Origin of the sequence: Kitasatospora sp. NPDC048296 (genome assembly GCF_043201815.1) — a bacterium.
GTDB lineage: Bacteria > Actinomycetota > Actinomycetes > Streptomycetales > Streptomycetaceae > Kitasatospora.
On the sequence record NZ_JBICZB010000088.1, the window covers coordinates 1 to 19,918 of the forward strand.

20 protein-coding genes are annotated in these 19,918 nt (G+C 73.1%); 6 read left to right on the forward strand and 14 right to left on the reverse strand.

Annotation, left to right across the window (positions count from 1 at the left end):
* Nucleotides 1-90: 90 nt before the first annotated feature.
* The 5 genes from ACGF12_RS33450 to ACGF12_RS33470 form a co-directional block, all read right to left on the reverse strand.
* On the reverse strand, nucleotides 91-327 hold the full coding sequence (locus tag ACGF12_RS33450; protein ID WP_387616540.1) for a hypothetical protein: 237 nt from the start codon (nucleotides 325-327) through the stop codon (nucleotides 91-93).
* Nucleotides 328-502: 175 nt separating this feature from the next.
* Nucleotides 503-646 (reverse strand): hypothetical protein, encoded by a 144-nt coding sequence (locus tag ACGF12_RS33455; protein WP_393038624.1) that lies wholly within the window; start codon nucleotides 644-646, stop codon nucleotides 503-505.
* A 253-nt stretch (nucleotides 647-899) separates the two neighbouring features.
* Nucleotides 900-1,667 carry a hypothetical protein gene (locus ACGF12_RS33460; RefSeq protein ID WP_393038627.1) on the reverse strand — a complete coding sequence of 256 codons (768 nt, stop codon included), beginning with the start codon at nucleotides 1,665-1,667 and terminating at the stop codon, nucleotides 900-902.
* Nucleotides 1,654-2,178 (reverse strand): SigE family RNA polymerase sigma factor, encoded by a 525-nt coding sequence (locus tag ACGF12_RS33465; protein ID WP_393038630.1) that lies wholly within the window; start codon nucleotides 2,176-2,178, stop codon nucleotides 1,654-1,656. The genes ACGF12_RS33460 and ACGF12_RS33465 overlap by 14 nt, the downstream gene beginning before the upstream one ends.
* A 352-nt stretch (nucleotides 2,179-2,530) precedes the next feature.
* The gene (locus ACGF12_RS33470; RefSeq protein ID WP_393038633.1) at nucleotides 2,531-4,024 is read right to left on the reverse strand and encodes a M1 family metallopeptidase; all 1,494 of its coding nucleotides are present in this window, start codon (nucleotides 4,022-4,024) and stop codon (nucleotides 2,531-2,533) included.
* A gap of 364 nt (nucleotides 4,025-4,388) precedes the next feature.
* Here ACGF12_RS33470 and ACGF12_RS33475 point away from each other — a divergent pair, with 364 nt between their 5' ends.
* Nucleotides 4,389-5,294 (forward strand): carbohydrate kinase, encoded by a 906-nt coding sequence (locus ACGF12_RS33475; protein WP_393038636.1) that lies wholly within the window; start codon nucleotides 4,389-4,391, stop codon nucleotides 5,292-5,294.
* A 22-nt stretch (nucleotides 5,295-5,316) separates the two neighbouring features.
* Here ACGF12_RS33475 and ACGF12_RS33480 read toward each other — a convergent pair whose 3' ends face one another.
* Entirely contained in the window at nucleotides 5,317-5,856 is a 540-nt protein-coding gene (locus ACGF12_RS33480; RefSeq protein WP_393038639.1) for a GNAT family N-acetyltransferase, read from the reverse strand.
* A gap of 241 nt (nucleotides 5,857-6,097) precedes the next feature.
* Between ACGF12_RS33480 and ACGF12_RS33485 the strand changes: the two genes are divergently transcribed.
* Nucleotides 6,098-7,075, forward strand: coding sequence for a polysaccharide deacetylase family protein (locus ACGF12_RS33485; RefSeq protein WP_393038642.1), 978 nt, complete (start codon nucleotides 6,098-6,100; stop codon nucleotides 7,073-7,075).
* A 22-nt stretch (nucleotides 7,076-7,097) separates the two neighbouring features.
* Here ACGF12_RS33485 and ACGF12_RS33490 read toward each other — a convergent pair whose 3' ends face one another.
* The 5 genes from ACGF12_RS33490 to ACGF12_RS33510 form a co-directional block, all read right to left on the reverse strand.
* Nucleotides 7,098-7,529 carry a YchJ family protein gene (locus ACGF12_RS33490; RefSeq protein ID WP_393038645.1) on the reverse strand — a complete coding sequence of 144 codons (432 nt, stop codon included), beginning with the start codon at nucleotides 7,527-7,529 and terminating at the stop codon, nucleotides 7,098-7,100.
* Between the two features lie 112 nt (nucleotides 7,530-7,641).
* Nucleotides 7,642-8,295: an NADPH-dependent F420 reductase gene (locus ACGF12_RS33495; RefSeq protein ID WP_393038648.1), complete on the reverse strand. Its 654-nt coding sequence runs from the start codon at nucleotides 8,293-8,295 to the stop codon at nucleotides 7,642-7,644.
* Nucleotides 8,296-8,388: 93 nt separating this feature from the next.
* Nucleotides 8,389-8,739 (reverse strand): hypothetical protein, encoded by a 351-nt coding sequence (locus tag ACGF12_RS33500; RefSeq protein WP_393038651.1) that lies wholly within the window; start codon nucleotides 8,737-8,739, stop codon nucleotides 8,389-8,391.
* Between the two features lie 72 nt (nucleotides 8,740-8,811).
* The gene (locus ACGF12_RS33505; RefSeq protein WP_393038654.1) at nucleotides 8,812-10,356 is read right to left on the reverse strand and encodes an FAD-dependent monooxygenase; all 1,545 of its coding nucleotides are present in this window, start codon (nucleotides 10,354-10,356) and stop codon (nucleotides 8,812-8,814) included.
* Nucleotides 10,357-10,383: 27 nt separating this feature from the next.
* Complete coding sequence (locus tag ACGF12_RS33510) at nucleotides 10,384-10,998, reverse strand: TetR family transcriptional regulator (protein WP_393038657.1); 615 nt, start codon at nucleotides 10,996-10,998, stop codon at nucleotides 10,384-10,386.
* Nucleotides 10,999-11,201: 203 nt separating this feature from the next.
* Between ACGF12_RS33510 and ACGF12_RS33515 the strand changes: the two genes are divergently transcribed.
* On the forward strand, nucleotides 11,202-11,606 hold the full coding sequence (locus ACGF12_RS33515) for a hypothetical protein (RefSeq protein WP_393038660.1): 405 nt from the start codon (nucleotides 11,202-11,204) through the stop codon (nucleotides 11,604-11,606).
* An 84-nt stretch (nucleotides 11,607-11,690) separates the two neighbouring features.
* Here ACGF12_RS33515 and ACGF12_RS33520 read toward each other — a convergent pair whose 3' ends face one another.
* Complete coding sequence (locus ACGF12_RS33520) at nucleotides 11,691-13,313, reverse strand: cytochrome bc complex cytochrome b subunit (protein WP_393038693.1); 1,623 nt, start codon at nucleotides 13,311-13,313, stop codon at nucleotides 11,691-11,693.
* A gap of 408 nt (nucleotides 13,314-13,721) precedes the next feature.
* On the opposite strand from ACGF12_RS33520, the gene ACGF12_RS33525 reads away from it, so the two are divergent.
* From ACGF12_RS33525 to efeB, 3 genes are all read left to right on the forward strand, one after another.
* Entirely contained in the window at nucleotides 13,722-14,039 is a 318-nt protein-coding gene (locus tag ACGF12_RS33525) for a hypothetical protein (protein ID WP_393038663.1), read from the forward strand.
* Between the two features lie 239 nt (nucleotides 14,040-14,278).
* On the forward strand, nucleotides 14,279-16,339 hold the full coding sequence (efeU, locus tag ACGF12_RS33530; RefSeq protein WP_393038666.1) for an iron uptake transporter permease EfeU: 2,061 nt from the start codon (nucleotides 14,279-14,281) through the stop codon (nucleotides 16,337-16,339).
* A complete protein-coding gene (gene efeB / locus ACGF12_RS33535) occupies nucleotides 16,339-17,673 on the forward strand; it encodes an iron uptake transporter deferrochelatase/peroxidase subunit (protein WP_393038669.1) in 1,335 nt (444 codons plus the stop codon). The genes efeU and efeB overlap by 1 nt, the downstream gene beginning before the upstream one ends.
* 56 nt (nucleotides 17,674-17,729) lie before the next feature.
* Here efeB and ACGF12_RS33540 read toward each other — a convergent pair whose 3' ends face one another.
* Nucleotides 17,730-19,115 carry a sensor histidine kinase gene (locus ACGF12_RS33540; RefSeq protein WP_393038672.1) on the reverse strand — a complete coding sequence of 462 codons (1,386 nt, stop codon included), beginning with the start codon at nucleotides 19,113-19,115 and terminating at the stop codon, nucleotides 17,730-17,732.
* On the reverse strand, nucleotides 19,112-19,792 hold the full coding sequence (locus tag ACGF12_RS33545; RefSeq protein ID WP_393038675.1) for a response regulator transcription factor: 681 nt from the start codon (nucleotides 19,790-19,792) through the stop codon (nucleotides 19,112-19,114). Before ACGF12_RS33545 ends, ACGF12_RS33540 begins: the two co-directional genes overlap by 4 nt.
* Nucleotides 19,793-19,918 lie beyond the last annotated feature (126 nt).

Below are 19,918 nucleotides of genomic sequence, written 5' to 3' on the forward strand. Positions count from 1 at the left end.
CGAACAACCCCTCCTGATCACGCATACCAGGATCATCTCGTACGAATGATCACAAGCCACACGCGGGTTGCCGCTTACTGACCCACGCTCCTAGGCGGGCGTGACCGGGACCAGTCCGTCCGCGGACCCGGTCACGTAGCCGGTGGCATGGCCGACCACGCCGCCCGCGTCGCCGACCTGCCCGGGCAGCGCGTCCGGCGCGCTGGTCAGCGAACCGGGCAGGCCCTCCTGACCGCCGACGGCACTGGCGTGCGCACTCGGCGCGGTGAGGGAGGCCACGACACCCACGGCGAGCGAGGCGACGGCGAGCATGCTGCGCTTCTTCATGGCCGGTCCAACGACGCTGCGCCGCAAGGGTTACGGGCGGTTCCGGATCCACCGGGTCACCCGACTCGCACAGCGCAGTCCCCTCAGCGCCCCAGCGCCTCGCGGTCCCCCGTCACCACCACCGGGTGCAGCGCCGGATCCAGGGTCAGCAGCAGTTCGCGCATCAGGTCCTCGCTCATGCCCACGCAGCCCGGGTGGGCCCGGTGAGCCAGCCGTCACCGTCGTTGCGGTAGAGGACGGCGTGACCGGGAGAGGAGGCGGGCCCGTCACCGGTGACCACCAGCGCCTGCCGCGCCCCGGCCGGCAGGGCGGCAGCCAACCGCGGCCCGGCACCCGGGAGTCGGCACGGCAGCTCGGGCGGCGCCGGCCGCGCCGCCGCGACCGGTGGCGGGGCGGGGGACGACGGCGCGGCGGCGGCGGGCACGGCCCGCGCATCGAGGACCGGGCCGGATGTCGGGCCTGCGGACGCGTAGCCCGTCAGGAGCAGCGCCGCCAACCCCACCAAGGCGTGACGGGCAGGGACATGGCGAATCCGTTTCGCCAGACGAGTGGTCAGGAGGACGGGCGGAAGGTCAGCCGACGCCCCGGAGCGAGTCGAGCACCTGCTGCACCTGCTGGAGCGTCCGGTCCGAGGGCGCCCGCACACAGGCCGTCAGCTCGAGCCGCACACCGGCGTTCTGGAGGGTGACGCTCCGGTGCCCGACGAGCTCCCGGTTTCCGTTCTGGCCGGAGCAGTCCTTGTCGAGCGCGATGTCGACCATGCCGGTGGTCTCCCCGTCGGCCGCCCCGGCCGAGTCCCCCACCCCGACCACCTTCACGGTGAGGAGGGCCCGGTCCGAGGTCAGCGCTCCGATCGGCGGACAGAAAACGGCCGTCCGGGGGCACGGGACCTTCGTGTCGAACTGCCGGTTGGCCAGGTACCCGAGGTGGTCGTGCGGGTCGTCCACGCCCGAGACCTGTGCGTACCAGCCCGGCGGCAGGGCCACGGTGAGACCGTCGGCCTGCGGGAAGTGCACGAGGTCCCCGGCCCGCGTGGGCGAGACGGATGGTGTCGGCGCGTACGAGGGCGAAGAGGTGCCCGCCGGGCGCTCCGCTGTCGGCCCGACCGCGCCCCGGTCCAGCGCCGGGGCGGCGGCCAGCACAGCGGCGAGCAGCCCGCCGCCGAGGCCGAGTCCGAGCCCGGTGGCCCGCCGCCGTCGACTGCTCCGGTCGGCGCGTGCGAGCACCCGCTCCATCCGATCCTCCGGCGTGGCCAGGGCGGGGACGGCCCGGCGCAGCAGGACGCGCAGCTCCTCCTCCTCGGTCTCCGCGTTGTCGCGCCTCGGCTCAGACCCGCTCACGGCTTCCCCCGGTCAGCAGCAGTTCCCGGGCCGGGAGCCTTCCGCGCAGGGCGGCCAACGCCCGGTGCGTCTGGCTCTTCACCGTGCCGGTGGTGCAGCGCAGTACCTCGGCGGTCTCCTCCACACTGAGGTCCTCGAAGAAGCGCAGAACCACCACGGCGCGCTGGCGCGGCGGCAGCGCCCGGACCGCCTCGGCGACCACCTGACCGAGCACCACCCCCTCGAAGGGGTCGGCGGCCGCCGGCGGCGGCTCCGGCAGTTCTCCGTGCGGTAGTTCCCCGGTCCAGCGCCGCCGCCACCAGGAGACGTGGCAGTTCACCAGCACCTTCCGCAGATAGGCCTCGGGCCGGTCGGGCGCAATCCGCTCCCAGCGGGGCCAGACCTTGGCCAGCGCGGTCTGCAGCAGGTCCTCGGCCTGGTACGGGTCGCCGGTCAGCAGCCAGGCCGTGCGCAACAGTTTCGGACTGCAGGCGGCGACGAACTCCGCGAAGTCCGGTGTTGCGTCCCTCATCCTGCCGCCGTCCCCGCCATGGTTCCCGTACCGTTCCTGTCAGCCGTGGCGGCCGGTCGGGCCGCGTCCTCGATGGTGTCGTTCTCACGGCTGCTGAACGCGGTGGGCGGCGGTGCGGGTTGCCTGCCTACGGCGGAAATTTTCTCACGGCGGGCGGGCAGGCACGAGGGCGGGCGGGCCGGGGACGTTGGACGGCCCGCGAGCCGGCCGGGACTCGGCCGGGCGGCGGGCGGGCCGTGGGGACCACCATGGCCCGCCCGGCCCCGCCCGGTCAGGGGCGCGCGGGGAGCGCCCGGACGCACTGTGCGGCGCGGCCGGGCGGGCGAAAGGGATCAGACCGTACGAAAGGAGATCAGAGCGTCCCCGACCCCTCCGACTCCTTCGTCACCTCCGTCCCGACCTGCCGCGTCGCGGCGGGCGGGGTCGAGGACACCGGCCCGACCGTCCAGTCCGGGTGACCCGGCATCGGCGGTGTGCGCGACCCGTACAGCCAGTCGGTGAGGAACCCGCCGAGGTCCTGCCCCGACATCTCGGAGGCCGTGCGGACGTAGTCGAGGGTGGTCGCGGTGCCGTAGCGGTGTTCGCGCAGGAAGGTGCGCTCGATCCGGTCGAAGGTGTCCGCGCCGACCTTCTCCCGCAGCGCGAACAGCACCAGCGCGCCGCCGGTGTAGCGCTGGCTGTCGAAGAGGTGGTCGGCGGTGGGGGAGGCGACCGGTCCGGCGTCGTGCCGCCACTGGTCGCCGAGGCCGTACAGATGGCGCATCCGGTCGGCCAGGGTGGTGTGGCCCCAGTCGTCGGGCCAGCCGCGCTCGTAGCGGTAGTCGAGGCCGTAGTAGTCGGCGTGCCCCTCGTTGAGCCACAGGTCGGCCCGGGTGGCGGGGGAGACGCTGTCGCCGAACCAGGAGTGCACCAGCTCGTGCATCATGTGCGAACCGATCGCCGGCTCGCCCCGGCGCAGGAAGTCCGGCTTGTAGAGCGTGAGGGTCTGGGTCTCCAGGCCGGTGAAGGCGAAGGCCGCCGGGTCGTCGGTGTTGGCCGGCATCAGGCCGTAGGCCTCGAACGGGAACGGGCCCAAGTGCCGCTCCGCCCATATCAGTTGGTCGGCGGTGAGGTCCAGGGCCGGGGCCAGCTCGGCGGCCCGGGCGGTCGGGACGACATCGCGCAGCGGCAGCCCGTGCGGGCCGGTGCGCTCGCGGACGTTGTAGTCGCCGACCGAGACCTGGACCAGTTCGGTGGCCATCGGCTCGCGGGAGACGTACCGCCGGGTGGTGCGGCCGTCGCCGAGCCGCTCGGTCTGCGTCAACTCCCCGTTGGCCACGCCCAGCAGCTGGTCCGGGGCGGTCACCGCGATGGTGAAGCGGGCCTTGTCGCTGGGGTGGTCGTTGCAGGGGAAGACGGTGTGCGGGCCGGCGGGCTGGCCGGCCACCGCGAAGCCGTCCGGGGTCGGGACCCAGCCGGTGTGCGGCAGCCCGGCGCGCGGGTCGGCCGTGTACTCGACGGTCAGTCGCGTGGTGGTGCCGCGGTGCAGCCGCTTCGCCGGGGTCACGGTCAGCTTCTCGTCATGGGTGGTGAACCCGGCCGGCCGCCCGTCGACCTGGACGGCGCGCACGTTCAGTCCGAGCGCGTCCAGCGACAGGCTGGCGAGCGTCCGGTTCGGCCGGGCGGTGATCACCGCGGTGGCGTCCACCGTGCGGGTGTCGGCCCGGTACTCGAAGGCGAGAACGTACGCGAGTGCCCGGTAGCCGGTGTTGCCGAGCGAGGGGAAGACCGGGTCGCCCAGCCCGTCGGCGGCGGTGGCCGACGGCACGCTGGCGGACAGCACCGCCGCGCTGAGCGCGAGCGTCATGGCGAGACCGGCACGGGGCCTGAGCAGGGTGATCACCGCACTTCGGGAGTCGACAGTCGGGGCCGTGCAGCGGTACGCACGCGACGCAGCGGGCAGGGATGCTAGTGGACCGTCAGGCCCGCGAGGTCGGGACGGCCCGGATCGTGACGACACGCGGACATCCCCCGGACGGCTCACGGCGCTGGCGGAGTGCCCGGGTGGGGTCTAGTGTTCGAGGTGCTTCGTCCCCTGACGGACGGGGCCACGGCCGTCGGAGAACCTGGCCAGGTCCGGCGGCCGTACTTTCATGCCCTGACGACTCCCGGGCACACCCCGTAGGCTGACGGTCGAGACGACGCCCGCCCACCGGATGCCAGGAGCCGCAGTGACCAGCCCCGACGCCCACGTACTGGTGATCGGCGAGTGCGTCGCCGACATCGTCCGCACGGACGGGGCCCCGGATGTCGTGCACCCCGGCGGCAGCCCCGCCAACCTCGCCTACGGCCTGGCCCGGCTGGGCCGGTCCGCCGTGCTGCTCACCGAACTGGGGCCGGACGCCAACGGGCGGCTGATCCGCGCGCACCTGGAGTCCGCCGGGGTGGAGGTCCGGGCCGCGGAGGCGGCGCGGACGCCCTCGGCGGTGGTCCGGCTGGACGGGCAGGGCCGGGCCCGGTACACCTTCGACATCGGCTGGACCCTTCCGCCGACCGACCTCACCACCACCCCCGCGGCCGTCCACCTCGGTTCGATCGGCGCGGTCAGCGAGCCGGGCGCGGCATCGGTGCTGGCCCTGGTGGAGCGCTGGCGCGGCCGGGCGCAGATCAGCTACGACCCGAACGTGCGCCCCGCGCTGATGGGCGAGCGGGCGCAGGCCGTCCGGCGGGTCGAGCGCTGCGTGGCGCTGAGCGACCTGGTGAAGGCGAGTGACGAGGACCTGGCCTGGCTCTACCCGGGCGAGCCCGCCGAGGCCGTCGCCGAGCGCTGGCTCACCCTGGGCCCCACCGTGGTCGCCGTCACCCTCGGCGCCGAGGGCGCCTTCGCCCTCACCTCCGACGGCGGCCGTGAGCAGGCCCCGGCCGTCCCGGTGGCGGTCGCGGACACCGTCGGCGCCGGGGACTCCTTCATGGCCGCCTTCCTGCACGCCCGCGCCGACGGCACCGACCTCCGAGGCTGCCTCACCCAGGCCGTCACCGCCGCCGCCCTCACCGTCTCCCGCCCCGGCGCCAACCCGCCCTCGGCCGCCGAACTCACGGCGGCGTCGGCCCGCTACTCGGAGGCCGGCGCGAGGTAGCGCCCCCGCTCTCAGCGATTGGTCAACTCGACTGCGGGGCGAGCACGGTGAGGTCCTTGCCGTACCACACCTGGGCGTACGGCCCGTTGTTGTAGGCGGGGATCTCCTGGTAGCCGTTCCGCAGGTACAGCGTGCGGGCTTCGATCAGGTCGAGACGGGTGTCGAGGACGATCCGGTCGGCGCCCATGCTGCGGGCCGCCTCGTCGACGGCGGCGAGGAGGGCGGCTCCGCCGCCGGTGCCGCGGAGGGCGGGGCGGACGAAGACGCGGGTGAGCTCGACGGTGGTGGCGTCGTACCGGCGCAGACCGGCGCAGGAGTGGGCGGTGCCGTCGTGGCGGCCGAGGAGGAAGAGGCCGGTCGGCGCGGCGAGGTCGTCGCTGGGGGACCCGGCGAGGCCGGTCTCCAGCTCCTCGGGGGTGCCCTCCCGGCCGAGGTGGAGGCGGTAGTAGCTGTTGGCCACGTCGTAGTAGTAGTCGCGCAGCAGCTCCAGGGCCTCGGGGGTGGTCACGTCGGCCGTGGTGACGGCCCAGAGGTCGGAGCGGCGGGGCGCGGTGTTCGTCATGTGCGCATGATCCGTTCCGGTGTGCCGTCGCCGCAAAGGGTTTTCGATCCGACCGATTCCCGAGGCGTCCGACCCGCGTCCGGTCGCTTCCGGTCGCGTCCGGCCGGTTCGGCAAAGGAACGGCAAGGCGAGCGGTGCGGCGTTGCCCCGGGCGGGTGATGGGGGGATTGGTGGGGGTGCGCGGTGGGGGAGCAGTGCAGCTATGAACAGACCATCAGGTTGTCACAAAAATAGGGGTTTGATGGCGAGTCAGAAGCAGCGGAGCGGTGTGCGGACCGGCCTGCTGGCCACCGTGTGCCTCTCCGTCGTCGTCGCCGGCTGCGCCGGGCCCGCCTGGTCCACCCGGCCCGAGGCCGCCCCGGCCGAGGCGGGCGCGGCACCCGCCGCCGGGGGCGGTTCGGCGGGCCACGGCGCGGCCCGACCGCCCGCCGAACCGGCCAAGGTGCCGGGGCTGGCCCGCCAGGAGGAGGAGACCAGCGGCGAGGCGGCGGCCCGTCAGGAGTCCGTCGCCGGCGCCGCGCTGGAGACCGCGCGGCGCTGGGGCCTGGAGCGCCCGCCGCTGAAGGCACCGCCCCGCCCGGCGACCAGGGTCGCGCTCACCCCGGTGCAGGGCGTCAAGCTGAAGGACGGCCGCCCACCCGTGGTCTTCCGGGTGCCGACCAAGGACAAGGTGGTCTTCCTGACCGTCGACGACGGTAACGAGAAGGACCCGGCGTTCTCGAAGATGGCCGAGGAACTGGGGATCCCGCTCAGCGCCTTCCTCTCCGACTACCTGGTCCGCGACAACTACGGCTACTTCCGGGACCTGCACAAGCAGGGCGTGGAGATCAACAACCACACGATCAACCACCGCAACCTCAAGGTCCTCGACTACGAGACCCAGCGCAAGGAGATCTGCGACCAGCAGGACCAGCTGGAGCGGCAGATCGGCGTCCGCCCCCGGCTCTTCCGGCCCCCGTACGGCGAGTACAACGACGACACGCTGCGCGCGGCCGCGTCCTGCGGGGTGCAGGCGGTGCCGATGTGGAACGAGGAGGCCTTCCCTGACCACATGGAGTGGCGCTACGACGACCAGAAGCTGCACCCGGGCGACATCATCCTCACCCACTTCCGGGGCACCTCCGACTGGAAGGCCACCATGCCGGACCTGCTGCGCAAGGTGGTCAACGACGTCACCGCGGCCGGCTTCTCGCTGGGTCGCCTGGACGACTACCTGTAGGCGCCGACCGGCAAGGGGAGTCTCAGTCGAGCGAGAGGGCGTCCAGGTACACCCAGGCGCCCTCGTACCGGACGAACCGGCTGTGCTCGGCGAGCACCCCCTCCTCGCGGCCCTCCGTCCAGTGCGCCCGGAAGGCGACCGTCCCCTCGGCGTGGAAGGCGCCGCCCTCGGTGGTGGAGAGCACCTCCAGCCGGGTCCAGCGCAGCGCCGGGTCGAAGTCCACCTCGTCCGGCCGGGTGTCCGGGTGCCAGGTGCGCAGCAGGTAGGCCGCGTCCTGGACGGCGAAGGCGCTGAACCGGGAGCGCATCAGCGACTCGGCAGTGGTGGCCGCCGCCTGGCCGCGGTGCAGTCGGCCGCAGCAGTCGCCGTAGGCGGCGGGCAGGCCGCACGGGCACGGGGAGGACGGCAGCAGCCGGGGAGTGGTGGCGCGGGGCGCGGAACGACGTCGGGACATGCCGTCCATTCTCCCCCACCGCGGTCAGGCTTCCGCCGGGCCCCGTCCCGCCGCCTGCGCCGGGCCCGGCCCCACCGCGCACGGCGGGGCCGGGCCCGAGGGCTGTCCGCCGTTACTTGGCCCGCTGGAAGGAGTAGTTGAACTCCGCGTCGCCGAAGTGCCCCATCATCCGGAGCCAGAACGGCATCATCATCTCGGTGGCCCGGGCGCCGGTGATGTCCCCGAGATCGACGATCCACCCGGCCGGCCAGCCGAACTCGCCCAGCAGCGCGACGGTGTCGGCCTTGGCGTCCGGGTCGTTCCCGGCGATGAACAGGTTGTGCTCACCGGCCAGCTTCCCCGGGTCGACCATCAGCGCGCAGTTCAGCGTGTTGAGCGCCTTCACCACCCGGGCCTCGGGGAACTCGCGCTGGATCCGCTCGCCGACGCTGTCGGTGTTCACCGGGTCGAGGGTCACCCCGTCCGGGCCGAACACCAGCGGGTTGGAGACGTCGATCAGCAGCTTCCCGGCCAGGTGCTCGGCCCCGGCCGCGCGCAGCGCCGCGAGCGAGACCGTCCCGCCGGTGGCGTTCAGCACCACCTCGCCGAAGGCGGCCGCTTCGGCGAAGGTGCCGGTGTGCCCGTCGGGGCCGGCCTGCCGGGCCCAGGCCAGCCCCTTCTCGTTGTCCTTGTCGCGGGAGCCCAGCGTCACCTGGTGGCCGAGTGAGACCAGCTTGTTGCCCAGGGTCTGCCCGACCACTCCCGTGCCGATGATTCCGATGCGCACCGTTTCCCCGTTCGTCCGGTCGAGGCCCGTGCCTCGTGGAACGGGCCGCGACGACCATAGTTGACTTTCGGTCACCTGGTCGGGAATCCGGCGTCACCTGCTGTTTCCGGCGTTCAAGATCGCCAGTACCTCCACCACCAGCGCGGCGACCGGGACGAGGCAGACGGCCACCCGGGCCCGCTGGAACAGCCAGGAGGCGGGCCACTGGAGGACGAGCGCGACCACGGCCGCGATCAGCGCCGCGGAGGCGGCGGCCAGGTACGGCACGGCGGGGCACGGGCCCGGACTGGTGCAGGGGTCGGTGGCCATCTCTCCCAGGCCGCGCAGGACGACGGCCCAGGGCAGCAGCATCAGGGTCACCGAGGTGGAGATCGCCGGGGCCCGCCACCAGCGGCCACGGTCGGACCCGGCCGGGGCGGCTGCGGTACGCGCGGATTCGTTCATGCCGTCCATGCTCCCGGCCACCCCTGCCGCTGCGGCAGCGGCGAGGTACTCAGTCCACCCGGGTACGGGTACTCAGTCGCGCGGCGTGCCGAACCAGGTGCGCAGCGCCCGTTCCAACCCCGTCGGGTCCGCCTCGCCGACCCCCGACGCCCAGGCGACGTACCCGTCCGGGCGCAGCAGCAGCGCCCCGGCCGGCGGCTCGGCGCACTGTGCGGTCACCACGCCCACCCGGTCCTTCCACCCCGCCGCCCGGTCCGCGAGCCCGAGTGCGCCGCCGGTCAGGTCGAGCAGCAACGCCCGCCCACTACGGGCGAGTTCGGCGAGCCGCAGATCCCCCTCGGCGGTGGTCAGCGCGAGTTCCGGCGCGAAGCCACCGGCCCACGGGTGCGGGCAGTCGGTGTCGTAGCGGACGTCGCTGCCCGCCATCAGGGCGGCGATCCGGGCGAGGTTGTCCTCGTGCGAGAGCAGTTCACCGACCAGGGCGCGCAGCGCGGTGGTCCCGGCGCCGGGGGCCATCAGCGCGATCTGGGCCTGGGAGTGCATGAACACCCGCTCGCCGATCGGGTGGCGCTCGCGGTGGTAGCTGTCCAGCAGGCCGGGCGGAGCCCAGCCCTGGAGTTCGGCGGCCAGCTTCCAGGCGAGGTTGGCGGCGTCCTGCAGGCCGAGGTTGAGGCCGGGGCCGCCGATCGCGGCGTGGACGTGGGCGGCGTCGCCGACCAGCAGGACGCGGCCGTCGCGGTAGCGCTCGGCGAGCCGGGTGTTGTGGCCGACGGTGCGGCGCGGGGTGAACGGACCGGCGGTGCGGGCCGGGGTGAGTTCGAGGTCGGCGCCGGTCACCCGGCGGATGCTGGCGCGTAGTTCGTCCAGGGTGAGCGGGGCCCGCTGGTCCACCGGCGGGCCGCCCCACTCCATGGTGGCGATCATGACCGCGTCCTGGTTGAAGGGGGTGATGACGAACACGCCGTGGTCGGTGCGGGTGTGGGTGTAGGGGCGGAACGGGGTCGGGCAGCCGGGCAGCAGGACCTCGCCGCTGTCGGTGGTGCGGAGCCCCTCGGGCAGCCGCACGTGCGCGACGCGGGAGACCGGGTCGGGCGAGGTGACACCGGGGAAGCCGATGTCGGCGAGCTTGCGGACCGTGCTGCGGCCGCCGTCCGCGCCGACCAGGTAGCGGGCCCGCACCTGCCTGGCGCCGTCGGGACCGTGGAGGTCGACGGTCACGCCGGTCGCGTCCTGGGTGAAGCCGGAGACCTCGCAGCCTCGGCGCACGGTGACGCCCAGTTCGAGGGCACGCTCCTCCAGCACCTCCTCGATCCGGTGCTGCGGTACGGGCACGGCGTGCAGCGGGTTGGCGTCGAGCCGGTGCAGATCCAGCGGGAAGGCGCCGAACACGAGGCGCGGCACGGGCTGCGGCGCGCCCGGGACGCCGCTGAGCGGCTGGTGGAGGCCGCGGTGGTCGAGCAGGCGGAGCACCTGGCCGACCAGGCCGTTGGCCTTCTGCTCGCCGGAGCGCTCGGGCAGTCGGTCCAGCACCACGGGCTGCACTCCGGCCAGCGCCAGTTCGCAGGCCAGGAACAGCCCGACCGGGCCGGCGCCGACGATGATGACGTCGTTGGTCATCTCGAATCCCCCTCTGAGACGGTTGGTTCATGCGGACGACGGATCGGGCAGCCCGGCCGCCAGCTGCCGCAGTGCCTCGGCGAACAGCGGCTTGAAGGGCACCACCGGATCGGCGGTCAGGTAGTGCTCGTTGGTGACCTGGAGTGCGGAGAGCGCGGCCGCGGCGACCAGCTTCGGGTAGAGGTCCCGGTCGGCGTCGGTGCCGGTCCGGGCGGCCACCGCCGCCGTCAGTTCGGCCCGGGTCCGCGCGCCGCCGCGCGACAGCTCGGCCTGCAGCGACGGTTCGCGCAGCAGGAGCCGTATGGCGGCGAGCCAGCGCTGGTCGGGCTCCGCTTCCGCGCCGTAGAAGGGCTCGACGAGGGCCTGGGCCAGTGCCTCCCACAGCGGTTCCTCCGCGGGGCGGGCCCGCAGTGCCTCGGCGGCCTGCAGGATCCGGTTGCGGTGCCGGAAGACGATCGCCTCGGCCTTGCTGGAGAAGTAGTTGTTGTAGGTGCGCGGGGAGACCCCGGCCGCGGCCGCGATGTCCTCCACCCGGACGTTCTCCAGCCCCCGTTCCGCCGCCAGGCGCAGTGCCGCCCAGCTCAGCGCCTCCCGCGTCGCGGCCTTCTTACGTTCCCGCAGACCGGGCTGCCCGTTCGTCATGGCCACCACTGTCCCGCAAAAAGTGCGCGTCACGCAATAGTGCGTGGCGCGCAAGTTTTCCCCGGGTGTGCGGGCTGTGGCGAGCCGTCTCCTACCTGCGGTTCGTCGCTGGTAGTAGTTGCCTGATTGCGGAGCGATCCCCGGTAAGAGCCCATTCCCGCAGGTTTCCGGCGGGACGACTCGACAGGACTTGAGGAGCGGTCATGGGTGGCAGACAGCGTCCGCCGAGAGCACGCACCCCCCGCCAGGGCAGGCCCGCCGACAACGGCGGCGGCCGGGTGACCTCCCGGGTGGGGATCGCCCGCATCGAGGGCTTCCTCGCCTGGGAGGCGGAGGTCGCGGCGGCCGAACGGGATGCCCGGGCCTTCGCCGCCCGGTTCCCCTGGCTGCCGGACGTGGAGCGGGAGAGCCTCGAACAGGCCTACGCCGCCGACCGGCTGCGCTACGCCGAGGAGGTCGTGGACCGCGCGGTCGGGCGCTGCCGCCGGCTGGCCGCCCGCTACCGCGCCGAGTGCCGCCGGATCTGCGCCCGCTGGGCGGCGCTCTGTCTCACCGTGACCCTGGCGGCGGCGCTGTTCGCCGTCCTCCCCGCGGCCCTCAGGGGCTGAGCGTCGCGGAGCGTGCCCGCGGCACGGCGAGGGCCCGCTGTGCCGATTCCGGCGCAGCGGGCCCTCGGGGTTTCGGCCCGGGGATCAGTGGTGGCCGTGGCCGCTGCTGATCTCCGCGTGCTCCTCGACGGTCGGCTTGGGGATCTGGCTGCCCTCGCCGTAGAAGCCGCGGGACAGCTTCGCCCGGGTGCGGGTCCACAGCCCGGCCTTGCGGACCACGCCGTTCTCGTCCACCTCGGGTTCCAGCACGGTCGGCTCGGGCTGCTCGTGCGCGGTGAGGGTGTACAGCCGGCCCTGCGGCAGCGGCGCGTGCACCTCGACGTACTCGCCGTGCTGCAGCCGGTTGATGACACCGGTCTCCCGGCCGTGCAGCACCTTGTCCTTGTCCCGCCGCTGCAGGCCCAGGCACCACCGCTTGGTGATCACGAAGACGACCACCGGCACGGCGAAGAAGCCGGCCCGCACCGCGTAGGTGATCGCGTTGATCGACAGGTGGAAGTGGGTCGCCAGCAGGTCGTTGCCGCCACCGGCCAGCAGGATCAGGTAGAGGCTCACCCAGGCCGCGCCGAAGGCCGTGCGGACCGGCGCGTTGCGCGGCCGGTCGGCGATGTGGTGCTCGCCGCGGTCCCCGGTGACCCAGGCCTCCAGGAACGGCCAGCACCAGATGGCCAGCAGCACGGTCGGGAAGATCATCAGTGGGACGAACACCCCGAGGTTCAGGGTGTGGCCGCCCCAGACGCTGATCTCCCAGCCGGGCATCACCCGGATCAGGCCCTCGGAGAAGCCCATGTACCAGTCCGGCTGGGCGTCGGTCGACACCTGGTCGGGCCGGTACGGGCCGTAGGCCCAGATCGGGTTGACCGTGGCGATCGCCGACATGAACGCGACCACGCCGAAGACCAGGAAGAAGAAGCCGCCCGCCTTGGCCATGTAGACCGGCATCAGCGGCATGCCGACCACGTTGTCGTTGGTCCGGCCGGGCCCGGCGAACTGGGTGTGCTTGTGGTAGAAGACCAGGATCAGGTGCGCCGCGAGCAGGCCAACCATGATCCCCGGGATCAGCAGGATGTGGACGGTGAACAGGCGCGGGATGATGTCGGTGCCCGGGAACTGGCCGCCGAAGATGAAGAACTGCAGGTAGGTGCCGACGATCGGGACGGCCAGGATCGCGCCCTCCATGAAGCGGATGCCGGTGCCGGAGAGCAGATCGTCCGGCAGCGAGTAGCCCATGAAGCCGTCGAACATGCCGAGGAACAACAGCAGCGCGCCGAAGACCCAGTTGATCTCGCGGGGCTTGCGGAACGCGCCGGTGAAGAACACGCGCAGCATGTGCGTGAACATCGAGGCGATGAAGACGATCGCGGCCCAGTGGTGGATCTGGCGCATCAGCAGGCCGCCGCGGACGTCGAAGCTGATGTTGATCGTGGAGGCGTAGGCCTGCGACATCTGGATGCCCTTGAGCGGGACGTACCGGCCGTCGTAGACGACCTCGCCCATGCTCGGGTTGAAGAACAGGGTCAGCCAGACGCCGGTCAGGATGATGATGACGAAGGTGTAGAGCGCGACCTCGCCCAGCATGAAGGACCAGTGGTCCGGGAAGATCTTGCGCAGATTGGCCTTGGCCAGGGAGTAGATGCCGAGCCGGCCGTCGGTCCAGTCGGCCAGGGCCTGGGCCTTGTTCTCGGGCTTGGTGCGCTGGCTGGTCACCGGTCCCGGCTGCGACTGCTGGTCGGTTCTCACGACGGGCTCCCCGGCGTTCTCGGCGTGCCGTGGTGGAAGCCCGCCAGCGGGAACGCCGGCCGGCGAAGTGTTGTGATCATGGGACCTCTCGATACGGGTCCGCCGGTCGGACCGGCGCGCGGACCAGGTGCTCCGCCGGACCCGTTGCTCAGGGTGATGGAGCGCTTACTCTGTCATGCTGTCGGCAGGGGGCCGACTGTGCACGTCCATCGGCCCGTCCGGCCGTGCGTGTCGGGCCGGACGGGGGTTCCCGGTGCCCGATCGGCTGGCCGCCGCTCGGCCCAACGGACGCCGATGCTGCGCTCGGGTGCAGCTGAACCGTTTCGGCGCGCGCCGCGTCCGGGGGTCCTGTGGGGTGGGGCCTACGCTGCGCCAATGGTGGATCACCGTGAACTCTTCGAGGACGTCGCCGCGGCCCTGGCCCGCGCCGGGTTCGACACCGCACCGGGCCCCTCACCCCTGTCGATCGGCCACCACCCCGAGGGCGTGGTGCTCGGCTGGTCGCCGGGCGCCGGGCCGGACGGGCCGCCCTCCGGGGAGGCGCGAGCGGCGGTGAGCGGCGCGGCCGCGCTCGTCCTGCGCGAGTGCGGCTTCCTGGTCACCGAGACGGAGGAGGGGGAACTGCTGGTGCGCTGCGCCGAACCGGTGACGGTCCCTCCGGAGCCGGCGGCGCCCGAGCAGTGGTGGGGGTGACGCCGGCCTCCCTCCGGCCCCGTGACCTGCCGGGTTGACGGTCGCATGGGTGTTCCCATACCGAACCCTTACCTGAAGCAGGGGTGCACTTGACCGCAGCGGCTCTAAGGTTTGCCTAAGCTAAGCGAAACGCCCTGGACCTCGGTGTCCGGGGCGTTCGCCGTGCCGCTCCGCCGCCACCGCGGTGGTGCGCCGAGGACAGGTACAACCCGGGGCGGCCCGGGGGAGGAGCCCGCTGCATGTGGGATGAGGCGTTTCCGAGCTTTCTGATCGGGCTACGCGAAGGCCTGGAAGCCGGCCTGATCGTGTCGATCCTGGTCGCCACGCTGGTGCGGGCCGGTCAGAAGGGCCGACTGCCCCAGGTGTGGACCGGCGTCGCGGCGGCCGTCGCGCTCAGCCTCAGCTTCGGCGCGGTGCTCACCTTCACCGCCGCCAACCTCTCCGGCCACGCCCAGGAGGCGTTCGGCGGGGTGCTGAGCCTGATCGCGGTCGGCTTCGTCACCGCGATGGTGTTCTGGATGCGCCGCTCGGCGCGCACCCTCTCCGCCGACCTGAAGGAGAAGGTCCAGGCCTCGCTGGCGATGGGCGCCGGCGCGCTGGTGCTCACCAGCTTCCTCGCGGTCGCCCGCGAGGGCCTGGAGACCTCGCTCTTCCTGTGGACCAACGCGCGCACCGCCGGGGAGTCCACCGGACCGCTGATCGGCGCGGCCGTCGGCCTGCTGCTCTCCGTCGGCCTGTGCTGGGGTCTGTACCGCCGGGCGCTGAAGATGAACCTCACCCGGTTCTTCACCATCACCGGCGCCGGTCTGATCGTCGTCGCGGCCGGGGTGCTCGGCTACGGCCTGCGCGACCTCCAGGAGTCCGGGCTGATCGGCGGCGGCACCACGTACGCCTTCGACCTGAGCGGCCATCTGGACGCTTCCTCCTGGTACGCCACGCTCGTCCAGGGCACCCTCAACCTGACCGTCACCATGACGGTCCTCCAGGTCGTCGGCTACATCGCGTACCTGAGCATCGTGATGACCCTGTTCATCGAGGGCATCCGCGGCGGCAAGGTGGCCCCGGCCCCGGCCGCCGCCGAGAAGAGCACGAGCGCCGAGAAGGCCGCGGGCGCCGAGGAGAAGGCCGAGCCGGTGCGCGCGGGCCGTCCCCGCTGGGTGCTGCCGACCGCGCTGGTCGCCGTCCCGGTCGTGGTGGCCGGCGTCGTGATCGCGGCCAGCGACGGCAAGCAGGACAGTGCCGCCACCGTCTCGGTCTCCGAGCAGGAGTGCGGCAAGGGCTTCGCCGACCCGCAGCCGGGCCAGCAGGTCTTCCAGATGCACAACACCGGTGACAAGGTCTCCGAGGTCTACCTGGTCAACCCGGGCAGCGGCGCCGTCTACGGCGAGATCGAGGGCCTGGCCCCCGGCACCACCCGCGCGCTGACCGCCACCATCGGCTCCGGCGACTACGCCTGGCGCTGCGTGCCCACCGGCGGCAAGTCCGTCACCTCCGCCGCCGTCCACGTCAGCGGCGGCGCCGAGGTCAAGGCCGTCAAGCCGGTCAACGAGGACGACCTCAAGGCCCCGCTGGACAGCTACAAGGACTATGTCAACAAGGGCCTCGCGACCCTGATGACGCAGACCCAGAAGATCCAGACCGACGTGCACGGCGGCGACCTCGCCGCCGCCAAGGCCGACTGGCTCACCGCCCACCTGCAGTACGCCTCGCTCGGCGCCGCCTACGGCACCTTCGCCGACCTCGACAAGAAGATCGACGGCCGCGCCGACGGCTTCGCCGACAAGGCCGACGACAAGGACTTCACCGGCTTCCTGCGCCTGGAGTACGGCCTCTGGCACGGCCAGTCCGCCGCCGACCTGACGCCGGTCGCCGACGAGCTCGCCCAGAACGTCGCCAAGCTGGTGCACGACTTCCCCACCCAGGACTTCGACCCGGGCGACCTGCCGCTGCGCGCCCACGAGATCCTGGAGAACACCCTCCAGTTCGAGCTGACCGGTGACACCGACATGGGCAGCGGCACCAACCTGGCCACCGCCCAGGCCAACCTGGCCGGCACCCAGGAGCTGCTGACCCTGCTGCAGCCGCTGCTCGACGAGCGCGACCCGCAGGTGCTGGTCCGGGTCAACGCCGGGATGAAGCGGGTCGGCGACCTGGTCGCCACCGCCCACACCGCCGACGGCTGGACCCCGCTGGACAAGCTGCCCGCCGAGAGCCGCCGTCAGCTGAACGGCGCCACCGGCCAGCTGCTCGAAGACCTCTCGCCCATCCCCGCGCTCCTTGAGATCCGGAAGGCCGCCTGATGACCGACCAGACCGCAGCCACCGGCTCCTGCCCGTTCCCGCACGCCGCCGCGGCCGTCCAGGCCGCCCAGGCCGCCGAGCAGGGTGGCTGCCCGGCCGGCCCGGCCCGGCGCAGCTTCGTGCGGGCCGCGCTCGGCGCGAGCGCCGGCGCCGCCGTCCTCGCGGGCGGGGCCTTCACTCTCGGCGCCGGCCCGGCCGCCGCCGGGGACAGCCACCAGACGGCGACCGGGGCCGTCCCGTTCCACGGCGACCACCAGGCCGGCATCACCACCCCGGCCCCGGGCTACGCCGCCTTCATCTCCTGCCAGGTGATCGCCCAGGACCGCAAGGGCCTGGAGGATCTGTTCAAGACCCTGACCGAGCGGATCCGCTTCCTCACCGCCGGCGGCACCCCGCCGGACCTCGGCGTCGGCGCGCCGCCGTCCGACAGCGGCATCCTCGGCCCGGTGGTGACCACCGACAACCTGACCGTCACGGTCGGCGTCGGCGCCTCGCTGTTCGACGACCGCTACGGGCTGGCCAAGGCCAAGCCGGTCAAGCTGGCGCCGATGAAGACCTTCCCCAACGACAACCTGCAGGCCGCCGAACTGCACGGCGACCTCTCGCTGCAGATCTGCGCCGACCGGCAGGACACCGTGCTGCACGCGCTGCGCGACATCACCCGGCACACCCGCGGCGCGCTGCAGATCCTCTGGCGGATCGACGGCTTCCAGAACCAGTCCCGCCCGGACGGCGCCCAGCGCAACCTGCTCGGCTTCAAGGACGGCATAGTCAACCCGGACACCTCCTCCTCCCGGGAGATGGACCGGCTGATCTGGGTGACCGACGGGATGGGCGAGCCCGCCTGGGCGACCGGCGGCAGCTACCAGGTGATCCGGATCATCCGGATGCTGATCGAGTTCTGGGACCGCGTCACGCTCACCGAGCAGGAGAAGATGTTCGGGCGCCGCCGCGACACCGGCGCGCCGCTGGACGGCCGCCAGGAGACCGACGCTCCGGACTACGGCAAGGACCCGGACGGCAAGGCGATCCCGCTCAACGCGCACATCCGCCTGGCCAACCCGCGCACCGCCGACACCGACACCTCGCGCATCCTGCGCCGCGGCTTCAACTACGACCGGGGCGTCGACAAGGCCGGCAACCTGGACATGGGCCTGGTGTTCTGCTGCTACCAGCAGGACGTGGTGCGGCAGTTCGAGGCCACCCAGACCCGGCTGATCGACGAGCCGCTGGTGGACTACATATCGCCGACCGGCGGCGGCTACTTCTTCGTCCTGCCGGGCGTGAAGGACAACGCCGACTGGCTCGGTCGGGGGCTGCTGGCCGCCGGCTGAGCGTGAGATCCACGGCGGGCCCGGTGCTTCGGCGCACCGGGCCCGCCGTCGTGCTGTCAGCCGCCCAGGGTGAAGCCGATCACCGCGCCGCCGCCCTCGCGGTTGGCGGCGAAGGCCATGCCGCCGTGCGACTGCGCCACCTCGGCCACGATGGCCAGGCCGAGGCCCGAACCGGGCAGGCTGCGCGCGGCAGTGGCCCGGTAGAAGCGGTCGAAGACCCGGTCGAGGTCGGCGGCGTCGATGCCCGGGCCCCGGTCGCGCACCTCGACCCGCGGGCCGCGCACCACCAGCTCGATCGGGGACGTGCCGGCCGGGTCGAACTTGGCGGCGTTGTCCAGCAGATTGCCCACCGCGCGGGCCAGCGCGTCCGGGCGGGCGGTGACGGTGGTGTCGTCCGCGTCCACGGTGATCTCCCGGTCGCTGCGCCGCCGCGCCTGCACGGCGGCCGCATGGGCCAGCTCCGCCAGCACCACCTCGACCGCTTCCTCGTCCGCCTTGCGGTCCGCGGCGAGTGCCACCAGCTCCTCCACCAGCAGGGTCAACTCCCGCGCCTCCTCGGCCAGGTCGGCCATCAGCGCGGCGCGCTCCGCGGGCGGCAGCCGGTCCAGGCTGGGCAGCACCGCGAGGTTGGTGCGCAGGCTGGTCAGCGGGGTGCGCAACTCGTGCCCGGCGTCCTGGACGAGGCGGCGCTGGTTCTCCTTGGCGGTGGCGAGCCGGACCAGCATCCGGTCGAAGGCGCGGCCGAGCCGGCCCACCTCGTCTGTACCGGAGGCGGGTACCGGGACGTCCAACCGGCCGCTCGCGGCGACCAGTTCGGCCGCGTCCGTGAGCCGGACCAGTCGGCCGCTGATCCGCCGGGCGAGCAGCCAGCCGGCCGCGCCCGCGATCAGCACGACGCCGGCCACCACGGCCACCATCTGCTGGCGCAGCTTCTCCAACAGCTCCTCGATGTCGCCGAGTTGCTGCACGATCTGGACCGCGCCCCGGCCGCCGCCGAGCGAGACCACGCCCACCCGGCAGGTGTTGCCGCCGAGGCGGCGCACGTCCGTCACCGTCCGGGCGGGGGCGTCGGCGTGGGCGAGCTCGCGGTCGTCCGAGGTGGTCGGGAGGTCGAGGTGGGCGGTGCCCGGGACGATGGCCCCGGTGGAGTCCAGGGCCTGCGCGTTGACCCGGATCGGGTGCAGCAGCTGCTCGCTCAGCCCGCTCGGGCCGTTGAAGTCCCCCGGGTACAGCTTCTCGCGCTCGACCTGGCCGCTCACGGCCCGGACGGCCGAGGTGAAGTCGTCCGTCTCGTCGTCGCGGATCAGGTGCTCGGCCGCGTGGTAGCCGAGCGTGCCGATCAGCACCGCCACCAGGGCGGCCATCGCGGCGAAGGCGAGCGAGAGGGTGGTGCGCAGGCCCGGGCGCGGCAGTCGGGGGCGCGGGCGCGCGGGGCCGGTCACGGCTCGCGCAGCGTGTAGCCGACGCCGCGGACGGTGTGGATCAGGGGGGTCAGGCCGGGGCGGTCGAGTTTGCGTCGCAGGTAGCCGATGAAGACCGCGAGGTTCTTCGAGCCGGGGCCGAAGTCGTAGCCCCAGATCCGCTCGTAGAGGGTGGTCTGGTCCAGGACGGCGCCGGCGTGCCGGGCCAGCAGCTCCAGCAGGTCGAACTCGGTGCGGGAGAGCTCCAGCTCCTCCCCGGCGCGCCAGGCCCGGCGGGCGGGCGGCTCGACCCGCAGGTCGGCGACGGTCAGCACGTCCTCGACGGGCCCGGGCGGCTGGCGGCGCAGCAGGGCCCGCAGGCGGGCGAACAGCTCGTCCACGTCGAAGGGCTTGACCAGGTAGTCGTCGGCCCCGGCGTCCAGGCCGGCGATCCGATCCGGTACCTCGACCCGGGCGGTCAGCATCAGCACCGGGGTGCGGTCGCCGGCCGCGCGCAGTCGGCGGCAGACCTCCAGGCCGTCGGGCGCGGGCATCATCACGTCGAGCACCAGGACGTCCGGGCGCTGCTCGGCGAGGACGGCGAGGGTCTGGGTACCGTCCGCCGCTATCCGTACCCGGTAGCCCTCCAGCGTCAGGGCGCGGGTGAGCGAGTCGCGGATGGCACGGTCGTCCTCGGCGATCAGCACGGTGTGGGTCATGGGGAGATTCTCCCTGGCGTGCTCACGGCAGTCGCGGCCGGGTCACGGGGTTCTTCGGTCGACGGCTTTCCTGTGCCGCTTCGTGGGCGTACGGTGGCCACACGGTGGCGCGCCGCCGGGTGGGCC

Coding starts and splice junctions, on each gene's coding strand:
- ACGF12_RS33450 (WP_387616540.1), bottom strand. CDS start 327: ATGAAGAAGCGCAGCATGCTCGCCGTCGCCTCGCTCGCCGTGGGTGTC.
- ACGF12_RS33465 (WP_393038630.1), bottom strand. CDS start 2,178: ATGAGGGACGCAACACCGGACTTCGCGGAGTTCGTCGCCGCCTGCAGT.
- ACGF12_RS33470 (WP_393038633.1), bottom strand. CDS start 4,024: ATGACGCTCGCGCTCAGCGCGGCGGTGCTGTCCGCCAGCGTGCCGTCG.
- ACGF12_RS33480 (WP_393038639.1), bottom strand. CDS start 5,856: ATGACGAACACCGCGCCCCGCCGCTCCGACCTCTGGGCCGTCACCACG.
- ACGF12_RS33485 (WP_393038642.1), top strand. CDS start 6,098: ATGGCGAGTCAGAAGCAGCGGAGCGGTGTGCGGACCGGCCTGCTGGCC.
- ACGF12_RS33490 (WP_393038645.1), bottom strand. CDS start 7,529: ATGTCCCGACGTCGTTCCGCGCCCCGCGCCACCACTCCCCGGCTGCTG.
- ACGF12_RS33500 (WP_393038651.1), bottom strand. CDS start 8,739: ATGAACGAATCCGCGCGTACCGCAGCCGCCCCGGCCGGGTCCGACCGT.
- ACGF12_RS33505 (WP_393038654.1), bottom strand. CDS start 10,356: ATGACCAACGACGTCATCATCGTCGGCGCCGGCCCGGTCGGGCTGTTC.
- ACGF12_RS33510 (WP_393038657.1), bottom strand. CDS start 10,998: ATGACGAACGGGCAGCCCGGTCTGCGGGAACGTAAGAAGGCCGCGACG.
- ACGF12_RS33515 (WP_393038660.1), top strand. CDS start 11,202: ATGGGTGGCAGACAGCGTCCGCCGAGAGCACGCACCCCCCGCCAGGGC.
- ACGF12_RS33525 (WP_393038663.1), top strand. CDS start 13,722: ATGGTGGATCACCGTGAACTCTTCGAGGACGTCGCCGCGGCCCTGGCC.
- efeU (WP_393038666.1), top strand. CDS start 14,279: ATGTGGGATGAGGCGTTTCCGAGCTTTCTGATCGGGCTACGCGAAGGC.
- efeB (WP_393038669.1), top strand. CDS start 16,339: ATGACCGACCAGACCGCAGCCACCGGCTCCTGCCCGTTCCCGCACGCC.
- ACGF12_RS33545 (WP_393038675.1), bottom strand. CDS start 19,792: ATGACCCACACCGTGCTGATCGCCGAGGACGACCGTGCCATCCGCGAC.